Annotated in this window: 3 protein-coding genes; 2 read left to right on the top strand and 1 reads right to left on the bottom strand. The window is 73.2% G+C overall.

What is annotated here, in order from left to right; translation table 11 throughout:
- Positions 1 to 43: 43 nt before the first annotated feature.
- The gene (locus tag ACSMXR_RS01225) at positions 44 to 10966 is read left to right on the top strand and encodes a non-ribosomal peptide synthetase (RefSeq protein WP_473170996.1); all 10923 of its coding nucleotides are present in this window, start codon (positions 44 to 46) and stop codon (positions 10964 to 10966) included.
- A gap of 5 nt (positions 10967 to 10971) precedes the next feature.
- A complete protein-coding gene (locus ACSMXR_RS01220; RefSeq protein WP_473170995.1) occupies positions 10972 to 12672 on the top strand; it encodes an ABC transporter ATP-binding protein in 1701 nt (566 codons plus the stop codon).
- A 42-nt stretch (positions 12673 to 12714) separates the two neighbouring features.
- Here the strand turns inward: ACSMXR_RS01220 and ACSMXR_RS01215 are convergent, their stop codons facing one another.
- On the bottom strand, positions 12715 to 13824 hold the full coding sequence (locus ACSMXR_RS01215) for an alpha/beta hydrolase-fold protein (protein WP_473170994.1): 1110 nt from the start codon (positions 13822 to 13824) through the stop codon (positions 12715 to 12717).
- Positions 13825 to 13935: the final 111 nt, after the last annotated feature.

The following is a 13935-nucleotide window of genomic DNA, read 5'->3' as shown; positions in this document are numbered from 1 at the left end:
GGTCAGGTCAACTCGCATACCTCGGAAGGATGCTGAGACGTCGATGGCGGAACCCAGCGTTTCTCGCGTACTGCTGTCACCCACCCGACTGGCCGCGCTGCGCCGGCGGACCGGCGACCACAGCGACCGGACCCTGGTCGAGGCGTGCGCCGTCGGGCTCGCGTACTGGGCGACCGGCACCGGACCGGCCGGCCTCCGGCTCACCCCCGCCACCCCCTTCCCCGACCTCCTCGCATGGGTCGACAACGGCGACGGCGGGGCCGGAGGGTGGGAGACCGACGTGGACCGCCTCCGGATCGTCGTGCCGCCCGGCGTCGACCCCGCCGACGCCCAGCAGGCACTGGACGACCTGGCCGACTTCCCGGACCGCCCGGTCGGCACCATAGGCCCCTCCGGTCCCCGGGAGAGGGCCGAGGAGCTGGCCCGGTGGAACGACACCCGGGCCGACCGGGACCGCCCGACCATCATGGAGCTGTTCCACGAGCAGGCGCGCCTGCGGCCGGACGCCGTCGCGATCGTCGACCCGCACCGCTCACTGACGTACCGTCAAGTGGATCAGCTCTCCGCGCAGTTGGCCCACCACCTGCTGGAACGCGGCCTCGGACCCGAACAGATCGTCGGCATCTCGCTCGGCCGTTCCGCCGAGATGGTCGTCGCCCTGCTCGCCGCGCTCCGGGCCGGGGGCGCCTTCGTCCCCCTCGACCCCCAATGGCCGGCCGCCCGCCGGGCTGTCGTCGCCGAGGACGCCCGGGTCGTCCTGCAGCTCAACTCCACCGGCAAGGCCGGCTCCGGGGAACCGGACGCCGTCGCCGTCGACCTCGGCGACTGGAAGTACGCCGCCCACCCGGTGGACGCGCCCGACGCGACCGTCCCCGGCGACGCCCTGGCCTACGTGATCTTCACCTCCGGCTCGACCGGACGGCCCAAGGGCGCCATGATCCGGCACCAGGCGATCAGCGAGCGCCTGCTGTGGCAGTCCGGCGAGATCCTCCACTTCGGCCACGACGACGCGTCGCTCTTCAAGGCCCCGCTCTCCTTCGACATCTCCATCAACGAGATCTTCCTGCCGCTCGTCACCGGCGGCCGCCTCGTGATCCTGCGGCCCGGCGGCGAACGCGACCCGCACCATCTGCTCGGCGTCATCGCCGAACAGCGCGTCACCTTCACCTACCTGGTCTCCTCCATGCTGGACGTGCTCCTGGAGATCACGGGCGACTCCGGCCGCCTCGACAGCCTGCGGCACGTCTGGTGCGGCGGCGAGGTCCTCACCCCGGAGCTGTACGAGCGCTTCCGCGCCCGCCTCGACATCCCGCTCTACCACGGCTACGGCCCCGCCGAGACGACCATCGGCGTCTCCCACGTCATCTACCGGGGCGCCGCGACACGCCTGTCGACCTCCATCGGCAGGGCCAACCCCAACACCCAGCTCTACGTCCTCGACGACGAACTGCGCCCCGTGCCGGTCGGCGTCGGCGGCGAACTGTACGTCGGCGGGCTCCTCCTGGGACGCGGATACGTGGGCGCACCCGGCCTCACCGCCTCCCGCTTCGTCGCCAACCCCTTCGCCACGGACGGCTCCCGGCTGTACCGCACCGGCGACCTGGCCCGGTACGCCCCGGACGGATCGCTGGACTTCCTCGGCCGCGCCGACAACCAGATCAAGATCCGCGGCATGCGGCTGGAGATCGAGGACGTCGAGGCCTCTCTCGCCGAACACCCCGGCGTACGGCACACCTGCGTCGTCGCGAAGAAGAACACCGCGGGCGGCACCTACCTGGTCGGTTACGTCATCCCGTCCGCCGGCCACGGGGATCTGAGCGCGGACGCGGTCAAGGCCTGGGCCGCCGCCCACCTGGTCGAGTACATGGTGCCCGCCCACCTGGTCGTGCTGACGCGGTTCCCGCTCACCGCGAACGGCAAGATCGACCGGAACGCCCTCCCGGAACCCTCCATGGGCGCCGGAGCCCTCGTGGCGCCCGCCACCGAGAACGAACGCCTGGTGTGCGAGGCCGTCGCGGCGGTGCTCCGCCTGGACGACGTCGGCGTGGACCAGGACTTCTTCCAGCTCGGCGGGGACAGCATCCTGGCGATCTCCCTGCTCAGCGCCCTGCGCGAGGCCGGCCTCCATGTGAGCGCACGCCAGATCTTCACCCACACCGTCGTCGGGGCGCTGGCGGCGGTGGCGAGCCGGGAGTCCGCCGCCGCCGTCGATCACGGCGACGTCGGCACCGGCACCGTCGTGGGATCGCCCATCGTGCAGTGGCTCGGCGAGACCACGGAGGCGATCGACGGCTTCGTCCAGTCGGTCGTCCTCAACACCCCGGCGGAGCTGACCCCGGAGGCCCTCGACGAGATCCTCGCCGCCGTGCTCGACCGGCACGACATGCTCCGCGCCAAGCTGGTACGCGGCGAGCGCTGGGGCTTCGACATCCCGCCCGCCGGGCGGACCGCCTCCTGCTGGGAGCGGAGCGACGCCCCCGTGGCCGCATGCGTCGCCCTCGCCACCGAACTGCTCGACCCGGACAACGGCGTCATGCTGCGGGCCGTCTGGCGCCGCGAGGCACGGCAGCTGGTCCTGGTCGCCCACCATGTGGTGATCGACGGCGTGTCCTGGCGGATCCTGATGGACGACCTCGCCACCGCCTGGCGGCAGCACTCCTCGGGCGCACCCGTCCAACTGCCCCCGGTGGGCACCTCGTTCCGGCGCTGGACCCAACTGCTGAGCCGCACGCCGTTCACCGCGGACCGGACCCACTACGCGAGGCCGCTGCCCGCCGCCGACGCACCGATCGGCAGGCGCGCCCTCACCGCGGCCGACACCGTGGAACAGGAGCGGACCCGCACCGTCTCCGTCGGAGCCGAGGTCACGGCGGCGCTGCTCGGCGACATCCCCGCGAAGTTCCACGCCGGCGTCAACGACGTCCTGCTGACCGCACTCGCCGTCGCCCTCGCCCGGTGGCGCCGCGACCGGGGGCAGGACCAGACGTTCGCCCACATCGAGCTGGAAGGGCACGGCCGCGAGGGCCGCTTCGTCGCGGACGGGGCCGGATTCGAACCCGAACTGTCGCGCACCGTCGGCTGGTTCACCACCCTCTTCCCGGTCATCGTCGACCCCGGCACGGCCACCGACCTCTCCGGGCCCGGCTACCTCGCCGCCGCCCTCAAGGCCGTCAAGGAGGACCTCGCCCGCACACCGAGCAACGGACTCTCCTACGGCGCCCTGCGCCACCTCACCGGCGACGTGCCGACCGGACCCGCCCCGCAGGTGCTCTTCAACTACCTGGGCCGGTTCGACGCGGGCGGCACGGAGAGCTGGCAACTCGCGGGCACGACCGGACAGCTGGGGGAGAAGCGCGACCCCCTCATGCGGCTGCCGCGCGCCCTGGAGTTCAACGCGATCGCCGAACCCGACCCGAGCGGCGCCTATGAGCTGGTCACCACCATCTCCTGGCCCGACGGCGTGTTCACCGACACCGACATCACCGCCATCGGCGACCACTTCCGTTCCGCCCTCACCGCCCTCGCGGCGCTCGAAGAGGGCGGCCACACCCCCAGCGACTTCCCGCTGGTGCCGCTGACCCAGGCCGACGTGGACGCCCTGGACGGCCCGGCCCTGCACGACATCCTGCCGCTGACCCCACTGCAGGAAGGCCTCTACTTCCACTCCGTCTTCGACGACGACGCCACGGGCAGCTACGTCGAGCAGCAACTGCTCACGCTGGAAGGCGAGGTGGACGCCGACCGGCTGGCGGCGGCGGCCACCCGGCTGCTCACGCTCTACCCCAATCTGGCCGCCCGTTTCACGGCCCTCGCGGACGGGCGGGTCGTCTCCGTCGTCGAGAGCGGCAGGAGCGCGCCCTTCACCGTCCTGGACGGACCCGCCCGCACCGACCAGGAGATCCGCGACCTCGCCGAGCGGGACCGCCGGGCCGGATTCGACCTCGCCACCGGGCCCCTGATGCGCTACACGCTCATCCGCGCCGGCGCAGGCCGCACCGTCCTGGTGCAGACCGTGCACCACATCATCGCGGACGGCTGGTCGGTGCCGCCGATGCTCCGCACCCTGCTGGCCGAGTACCACGCACCCGGATCCGGGTACCCGACCGGCGGCTACCGCGACTACGTGGACTGGCTCGCCGGACGCGACCAGGACGAGAGCGACCGGGTGTGGCACGAGGAGCTCGCCGGACTGCCGGGCCCCTGCCTGGTAGCCGAGGGCCACACCCCCTCCGAACGGTTCGCCGACCTCGCGGTCGAACCCGCCGACGACATCGACATCGCCGCACGCTCGGCCGGGGTGTCCTTGAGCGTGGCCGTGCACAGCGCGTGGGCGACGACCCTGGGCAGCCTTCTGCACAGCAAGGACGTCGTCTTCGGCTCCACCGTCTCCGGCCGCGACGCCGACGTCCCCGGCATCCGCGACATGGTCGGACTCTTCATCAACACCATCCCGGTGCGCGCCCGTTGGACCCCGGACGGGACCGCACGCGAGCTGCTCGACGCCGTGAAGCGGCACCAGGGCGCGGTGCTGCCGCACCAGCACGTCTCACTGGCCCGGATCGGCCGCCGGAGCGGCCTGGGATCCCTCTTCGACACCCTGGTGGTGTTCGACGTCGCCACCGACGTGGACGCCCTGCGCCGCCCGGACGACACCCTCGTCATCACCGACATCGTCAACGAGGGCGCCCCGCACTACCCGTTGACGCTCGTGGTCGAACGCTCACCGGAGGGCCGCCCGCGCTTCAACCTGATCTACGACGGTGAACTCCTGCGCCCCGCGAGCGCCGAGGCGATCCTGCACACCTTCACCCGGAGCCTCACCGGGCTGCTCGGCCGACCGGACGCCCCGGTCGACACCCTGGTCCCCGCGACCGGCCGGGCCCCCGCACAGGAGGCCCCGTCGACGCTGGGCGAGCTGTTCGACACCGCCGCGCACCGCGACCCCGCGGCCACCGCCGTCACCCAGTGCGCGCTGGACGGCGCCACCCGCTCCCTCACCTACGGCGAACTCTCCGACGCGAAGACGGAGTTGGCCGCCGCCCTCCGTGCCGCCGGGGTCGGGCCCGGACAGCGGGTCGCCGTCGCCGTACCGCGCTCCCTGGAACAGGTCGTCGCCCTCGTCGCCGTCGTCACCGCCGGAGGCGCGTACGTCCCGCTGGACCTGGCGTATCCGGACGAACGGCTGGAGTACATCCTCGCCGACGCCGCCCCGCAGGTCGTCCTCGTCGACCGCGAACAGCGGAGCCGCTTCACCCGGCTGCTGGACCGCGCGGGCGTGAGCGCCCGGGTCCTGGTCCAGGGCGAGGACCACCCGCTGGACACCACCGTCCCCGAGGTCCGTCCCGGCGACCCGGCGTACATCATCTACACCTCCGGCTCGACCGGCCGGCCCAAGGGCGTCGTCGTCCCGCACTCCGCCGTCTCCACCCTCCTCGCCAACACCCGGCCCGACATGGATTTCGGCCCCGACGACGTCTGGGTCCAATTCCACTCCTTCTCCTTCGACTTCGCCGTCTGGGAGCTGTGGGGCGCACTCGCGCACGGCGGCGAACTGCTCGTGCCGGAGTACGGACTGACCCGCTCGCCGGTCGACTTCCACCGGCTGGTCCGGGAACGCGGCGTCACCGTCCTCAACCAGACCCCGTCCGCCTTCTACCAGTTCATCGAGGCCGACCTGCGCTCCGGCGAACCGGCCGGTGCGCTGCGCCGCGTCATCTTCGGCGGCGAGGCGCTCGACCTCGGGCGGCTGCGCGGCTGGGCCGAGCGGCACGGCACCGCGACGCCCCGGCTGGTCAACATGTACGGCATCACCGAGACGACCGTCCACGTCACCCACCGGGTCCTGAACGACGAGGACTTCGCCCGGGACGACGACGTCAGCCCCATCGGCGGGCCGATCCCCGGCCTGACCACCTATCTCCTCGACGACCGGCTGCGACCGGTGCCGCCGGGCCGGGTGGGCGCCATCTACGTCGCGGGCGGCCAGCTGTCCCTCGGCTATCTGGGCCGCCCCGGGCTCACCGCCGGACGGTTCGTGGCGGACCCGTTCGCGGCCGACGGCTCCCGCATGTACCACACGGGCGACCTCGCCCGCCGGACCCTCGACGGCGAGCTGGAGTTCGCGGGCCGCGCCGACGACCAGGTGCAGCTCAAGGGATTCCGTATCGAGCTCGGCGAAGTCGAGAACGCCGTACGGGAGGTGGACGGCGTCGTCGATGTGGCCGTCACCGTGGCGGACAGCGGCGACCACCTCGTCGCCCATGTCGTCGGGGAGCCGCCCGCCGATCTCACCGCCCTGCTCGCCGCCAGGCTCCCCGGGCACATGGTGCCGGGCCGGGTGCTGCCGCTCGACGCGCTGCCGCTGACGGTCAACGGCAAGCTGGACCGCAAGGCGCTCACCGAGCGGGCCGCGCGGCCGGACCGCCAGGAGGCCGCGTCCGCGACCGAAGCCCTCACCGCCCTGACCGGCATCTTCGCCGAGAGCCTGCCCGGTGCGACCGTGGACGCCGACACCGACTTCTTCGGTGCCGGGGGCGACAGCATCGTCGCCATCACCGTGATCAACCGGGCCCGGGCGCTCGGCCTGTCGATCGCGCCCCGCGACGTGTTCCTGTTCAAGACACCGCGCGCCCTCGCCGGGCACCTCGCGACACACACCCCGGCACCCGCGCCGACGACGCCCTCCCGCCGTGAGGACGGGCCCCTGCCGCTCACGCCGATCATCCTGCGCCAACGTCAACTGGGCGGCTCGCTCGACCGGTTCGCCCAGGCCAGGGCGGTGCCCGTCGCCGAGGGAACCGGCCTCGCCGACATCCGGCGCGCCGCGACCGCCGTCGTGGCCGCCCACCCGGCCCTGCGGCTGCGGCTGCACATCGAGCACGGTGTGTGGGCCCTGCGCACGGAGCCCGCCCGCGAGGCCGCCGTGGCCGTCGTACCGGAGAGCACCGCCGACGCGACGGCCGCCGCCGACGAGGCCGCCGGACGGCTCGACCCCGAGGCCGGAGACGTCATCGCGTTCTCCTGGCTCGAGGCGACCCGCACCCTGGTCGTCACCGCCCACCACCTGGCCGTGGACGCGGTCTCCTGGCTCGTCATCCTCGACGATCTGACCACCGCCCTGAGCGGCGCCGCCCTGCCGCCGCCCACCACCTCCTACGCCGAATACGCCGAGGCGCTGGCCGTACGGTCCGCCGCATCGGCCGAGGGCCTGGCCCACTGGCTCACCACCCTCCAGGCCCCGCCCCTGCTGCCCGCGGTCCAGGGCCTGCGCGAGCGGACGGTGGTCCTGCCGCCCGGGGCGAGCGACCGGGTGACGCGCAGCGCGCCCGGAGCGCTCGGCATCGGTCTCACCGAGCTGCTGTGCGGAGCCCTGCGCACCGCGCTGACCCGCGTCCAGGCCGCGCCCACCGACCTCGCCGTCGACCTGGAGCGGCACGGCCGGGTCCCGGCCCGCGACGACCACGACTACTCCCGTACCGTCGGCTGGTTCACCTCCATCGCCCCCGTACGCCTCACCGCCCACACCGACCCCGTCGCCGCGGCGCGCGAGACCGCCGAACGGCAGCCGGACGAGGACGGGCACGTGGCCTACGGCCGGCTCAGGTACCTCAACCCGCAGACGGCCCCGCTGCTGACCGCCCGGCCACAGGTCCTCTTCAACTATCTGGGCCGGGGCGGCGAGTCGGACGCCCTGCGCATCTCCGGCGGCGACCAGCACACCAGCCCGTACGCCGTCGAGGTCAACGCCTGGACCGACGAGGCCACCGGCTCCCTCCACGCGGCCTTCACCCTCGCCGACGGCGTACCCGACACGATCACCGAACACTGGCTGGCCGCCCTGGAACGGATCGGCGACGCGTCCGCGACGGCCGAGCGCACGGCCCCGGTCACCCCGCTCCAACGCGGCCTCTTCTTCCAGGCCCAGATGGCCGGAGTCGGCGCCGACCCCGGTGCGGCGAGCACGGCCGGGCACTATGTCGCGCAGAGCTGGTTCACCTTCGACCGGCGCCTGGACACCGACGCGCTGGCCGAGGCGATGGCGTACGTGATCGCCCGCCACCCCGTCGTCGGCGCCGGCTTCACCACCGACGAGGACGGAAACCCGGTCCAGGTCCTCAAGGCGGGCCGCCGGGTACCCGTCCACACCGTCGACCTGGCGACCGACGCCGAGACCGAGGCCCTGCGCACCCGGGACCGCGAGCGCGGCTTCGACCCCGGGGAGCCGCCGCTCCTCCGGCTGACCGTGGTCCGGCGGCCCGACGGCCGCGACGGCCTGCTGCTCAGCTACCACCTGCTGCTGTGGGACGGCTGGTCCCGCGAGATCCTGCTGCGCGACCTCTTCGACGCGTACGAGGCCGTCGTCGCGGGCGAGCCGTGGGACGCGACCCCGGCCGTGCCGAGCTTCGAGGAGTACGCCAGGACGCTCGCCGCCAAGGACCCTGCCGTATCGGAACGCTTCTGGGCGGACCACCTGGCCGGACTGCCGGGGCCGACGCTGCTCGCCGGAGTGGCCCCGGCCCTCTCCGAGGAGCTGCCGCAGCCGCTCGTGCGCACCCTGTCCGCCGAGCTGTCCCAGCTGCTGCGCGACACCGCCCGGGACCGGGGCGTCACCCTGAACTCGGTCCTGACCGGCGCCTTCGGCCTCCTCCTCGGAGCCCGTACCGGCCGCGCCGACGCCGTGTTCGGCGTCACCGTCTCGGGCCGCGAGGGCGAAGGGCACGGCGACATCGTCGGCGTCCTGCTCAACACCGTGCCGCTGTGGACACGGGCCCGGCCCGACGACTCGGTCGAGGCGTATCTGTCCTCCGTACAGGCGGCGCGGGTGGCGGCGATGGACCACGAACACCTCGGGCTCGGCGAGATCCAGCGGGCCGGCGGGCACGACACCCTCTTCGACAACCTGTTCGTGCTGCAGAACTTCCTGGACCTGGACGCGTTCGCCGCGATGAACGCCCGCCACGGCATCTCCTCCGTGCAGGCCGACGACTCCACCCACTACCCGTACACCTGGGTCGTCACGCCCGGCGACCGGCTCACGGTCAAGCTGGAGCACCGCCACGGCGACCCCGACAGCGCCCGCGCGCTCCTCGACGACTATCTGCGCGTCCTGGAGGACCTGGCGCGGGCGACCGGCCCGCTGGGCGCGCTGCGCGGCCCGGCACCGGACCCCGCACCCGCCGTGCGCACCGAGGTCGGCACCGACACCGTGGTGGACCGCTTCGACCTCGCGGCCGACCGTGATCCGGAGCGGGTCGCGCTCGTCGCCGACGGCGCCACCATGACCTTCGCCGAGCTGCGCGACCGCAGCCGGGCCGTGGCGGGCGTCCTCGCCCGGCGGGGCATCGGCCCCGAGACCACCGTGGGCCTGGCGATCCCGCGCTCCCTCGACTGGATCGCCGCGCTGTTCGCGGTGCTGCGCGTCGGAGCCGCGTACGTGCCGCTGGAGCTGGACCACCCGGACGAGCGGATCGCGGCGATCGTCGAGGACGCCCGGCCCGAGGTGATCCTCACCGTGAGCCAGGTCTCGCCCCGGCTGACCGGCGAACTCATCGAGCTGGACCGCCCGTTGCCCGAGGCGGAGCCGTACACGACCTTCGCACCGGACGACCCGGACCGGCTGCGCCACCCCGCGTACACCATCTACACCTCGGGATCGACCGGAAAGCCGAAGGGCGTGGTGACCGAGTACGCGGGGCTCACCAACATGCTGATCAACCATCAGCGCCGCATCTTCGAGCCGGTCCTCGCCGAGCACGACCACCGGGTCTTCCGGATCGCGCACACCGTGTCCTTCGCGTTCGACATGTCGTGGGAGGAGCTGCTGTGGCTCGCCGACGGCCACGAAGTCCACATCTGCGACGAGGAGTTGCGCCGTGACGCGCCCCGGCTGGTGGAGTACTGCGTCGAGCACGGCATCGACGTCATCAACGTGACACCCACCTACGCCCAGCAGTTGGTGGCCGAAGGGCTCCTGGAAGACCCGCAGCGGCGGCCCGCGCTGGTGCTGCTGGGCGGCGAGGCCGTCACCCCGACCCTGTGGCAGCGGCTCGCCGAGACCGAGGGCACCGTCGGCTACAACCTGTACGGGCCCACCGAATACACCATCAACACCCTCGGCGTCGGCACCTTCGAGTGCCAGGACCCGGTGGTCGGCGTGGCCATCGACAACACCGAGGTGTACGTCCTGGACCCGTGGCTGCGACCGCTGCCCGACGGGGTGCCCGGCGAGCTGTACGTGGCGGGCGTCGGCATCGCCCGCGGCTACCTGGGCCGCAGCGCCCAGACCGCGCACCGCTTCGTCGCCTGCCCGTTCGGCTCACCCGGGGAGCGCATGTACCGCACCGGCGACCTGGTGATCCGCCGGCCCGACGGGAACATCGCCTACCTGGGCCGCACCGACCAGCAGGTCAAGATCCGTGGCCACCGGGTCGAACTCGGCGAGGTCGAGGCCGTGTTCGCGGCCCACCCGGCGGTCCGCTTCGTCGCCGCCGTCGCCCAGCCCGACCCGGGGGTCGACGGCGCGTACCGGCTGGCCGCCTATCTCGTCCTGGCGGGCTCCGCCGACCTCGCCCAGGTCGCCGGAGAGGTGGGCGCCGGGCTGCCGGACTTCCTGCGCCCGACGCACTTCGCCCAGGTCGACAGCATCCCGCTGACCGTGAACGGGAAGGCCGACACCAAGGCGCTGCCCGAGGCCAGGCCGCTCGGCGCCCTGACCACGGCGGGCGAACGCGGCCCGGAGACCGAGACCGAGACCGTGGTCTGCGAGTTCTTCGCCGAGGCGCTCGACCTCGACGACGACGAGGTCAGCGCGGTCAGCGACTTCGTGTCCCTCGGCGGGCACTCCATGCTGGCGGTGCGGCTGATCGGACTGCTCCGCCGCGAGTACGGTCCTGTCATCACCATCCGCGATCTGTTCACCCTGCGCACCCCCGAAGCGATTGCCCGCCACCTCGATGAGAACTCCTGACCCTGATGAAAACTCCTGACACCACGCGGCCCCGACCCGGGGCCGCCATCCTGCGGACGGCACTGCGCCGCAACGTCGGCGCCATGATCGCGGGCACCGTCCTCATGGGCCTCTACCAGGCGGCCGAGACCGCGTTCCCCATCGCGCTCGGACTGATCGTCGAGCACACGATGCAGGACCGCAGCCTGGGCTCGCTCGGCGTCTCGATCGGCTCGCTGGCCGTGATCATCACGACGGTGTCCCTGTCGTGGCGGTTCGGCATGCGGGTGCTGCAGAAGGCCAACACGACCGAGGCGCACCGCTGGCGGGTCCAGGTGGCCGCCTGCGGGCTCCAGCCGGTGGCCAGGGACGTGGACCTCAAGTCCGGCGAGATCCTGACCATCGCCACCGAGGACGCCGACCAGACCGCCGACATCATCGAGGTGGTGCCGCTGCTGATCAGCTCGCTGGTCGCGGTGGTGGTCGCGGCGGTCGCGCTGAGCCTCGCCGACCTCCGGCTCGGTCTGCTGGTGATCGCGGGGACCGTCGCGATCCTGTCGATCCTCGCCGTGATGTCCAAGCGGATCGGGGCCAGCACCCAGGAACAGCAGGCCCGGGTGGCGCGGGCCGGCGCCAAGGTCGCCGACCTCATCATCGGGCTGCGTCCGCTGCACGGCTTCGGCGGCAACCACGCCGCCTTCGGGGCCTACCGCAGGGTCAGCACGGACGCCAAGCACCAGGCGATCACCGTCGCCCGGGTGAACGGCACCTACGCGGGCACCGCACTGGCCCTGAACGCGGTCCTCGCCGCGGCCGTCTCGCTGACAGCAGGCTGGCTGGCGTTCGAGGGCCGGATCACCATCGGGGAACTCGTCATGGCCGTGGGCCTCGCGCAGTTCATCATGGAACCGCTCAAGATGTTCTCCGAGATGCCCAAGTACGTGATGATGGCCCGCGCCTCGGCCGAGCGCATGGCCCTGGTGCTGACCGCGCCGCCGGTGACGACACCGGGGCCCGAGCGCCCGGAGCCCGGCGGCGACCTGGAGGTCGACGGCGTACGCCACGGGACGCTCCAGGGGGTCAAGTTCTCCGTGCGGGCGGGTGAGTTCGTCGCGATCGCCGCCTATCAGCCGCGTGCGGCGGCCGAACTCGCGGCCGTCCTCGCGATGAACGTCGCGCCCCAGGCGTACGGGGGAGTGGTGCGGGTCGGCGGGCGGGAGGTCGGTGAGCTGTCGATCGAGGCGGTCCGCGGGTACCTGCTGGTGAACCCGTACGACGGGGAGATCTTCGCCGGCACCCTCCGGACGAACATCGATCCGTCGGGCAGCGGCCGGTCGATCGCGGATGCCGTCGAGGCGTCGATGCTCACCGACGTCGTCGCCCTCCACCGTGAGGGGCTGGACCACGTGGTCCGCGACCGGGGCGCGAATCTCTCCGGCGGTCAGCGCCAACGGCTGTCCCTCGCGCGGGCGTTGGCCGCCGACACCGAGATGCTCGTGCTGCACGATCCGACGACGGCCGTGGACGCGGTGACCGAGCAGCTCATCGCGCGAAACGTCGCCAAGCTGCGCCGCGGCCGGACCACGCTCGTGCTGACCAGCAGTCCGGCGCTGCTGGACGCGGCGGACCGGGTGCTGGTCCTGGACGGCGGCGCCATCACCGCCGAGGACACCCACCGCAACCTGCTCGCGAGCGACGAGGCGTACTGCCTGGCCGTGGCCCGGTGAGCCTGCGGCAGGGGCGGGCAACGGCCCGCCCCTGCCGCAGGCTCAGCCGAGCGCCCAGGCGACATCCCTGAGCAGGGCGTGCCGCCAGCCCGCCCGGTCGTGGTCCGAGGCGGACCGCGAGACCCGCACGGTCGCACCGGCCCGCTCGGTGAGCGACTCGGTCAGCTCGCAGTGGGGCAGCATCCGCGTCTCGTGTTCCCCGACGTCGAACGCGCACCGCAGCCGCGACAGATCGGCGCCCCGGCGCAGCCGCTCGGCGATGGCGCCGCCGACCGCCCCGCCCAGCGGATCCGCCAGGTCCACGGCTTCGGGCGCCCACCAGAAGGACCCCGACTGACAGGCGATACGGGAGACCAGCTCCGGGAACTCCAGCGCGGCGTAGAGCGCGCTCAGCCCGCCCAGGCTCTGCCCGGCCACCACCAGCCGGTCCAGGTCCGCCGGCACGCCGCAGTCGCCCACCAGCGGCAGCAGCTCGTCCCGGACCGCCTCCCACAGCGCCGGCCGGCAGGCGAACTCCGCCTCCCGGTCCTTCGCCGGGACGAACACGAGCGTCACCGGAGGCATCGCCCCCGCCGCGGCGGCCGCGTCGAAGGCGGCCACGGCCGGGTGCAGATACAGCCAGTCGTCCCCGTCCATCAGCAGCACCACCGGACCGCCACCCGCCACCGGGTGGACCCGCACGGTGCGCCGCCCGCTGAGCCGGTCACTGCTCCATCGGATCCGGGTACGGGGGAGGGGCGGCACATCGTCCGCGGCGAGGTCCGGCCAGTACGGCTGCGGCGGGGCGTCCGGCGTCGCGGCGAGGGAACGGTCGGCGCCCGCACCGGCCGGGTTGAACGGATCGGCGTGGGCCGCGTCCCCCACGAGGACGCGGTAGGTCACCCGCAGCCGCGCGGGCATGGGCACCTCGGCGTACCAGCAGTCCGTGTCCTCCCAGCGGCGCAGCGGGACGGGCGGCGACCAGCTCTCGAAGTCGAGCACCGCCCCGGAGCCGCGCCACAGGAAGAGGGTCAGCCAGGCGTCGTCGACGGGAATCGACGCGGGTGTACGCGCCTTCGCCCAGAACGCGTCGGTGCCGGGGCGGCCCGGCAGACCGAAGGCGGCGAAAGGGCTCTCGGTGTCGGCCACGGGGCCGGGGCGGGGAGCGGTCATGAGCGGCGTGCCCGCTCGATCACCGGACGCATGAACGTCTCCTTGCGGGAGGAGGAGGGAAAGGCCGGGCCCCAGAACATTAGGGCAGCCTAACCCAGCGGCGGTGAAGGG

The organism is Streptomyces sp. DSM 106670 (genome assembly GCF_055792845.1).
This window is presented reverse-complemented; position numbering and strand designations above follow the sequence as displayed.

Coding starts and splice junctions, on each gene's coding strand:
- ACSMXR_RS01225 (WP_473170996.1), top strand. CDS start 44: ATGGCGGAACCCAGCGTTTCTCGCGTACTGCTGTCACCCACCCGACTG.
- ACSMXR_RS01220 (WP_473170995.1), top strand. CDS start 10,972: ATGAAAACTCCTGACACCACGCGGCCCCGACCCGGGGCCGCCATCCTG.
- ACSMXR_RS01215 (WP_473170994.1), bottom strand. CDS start 13,824: ATGACCGCTCCCCGCCCCGGCCCCGTGGCCGACACCGAGAGCCCTTTC.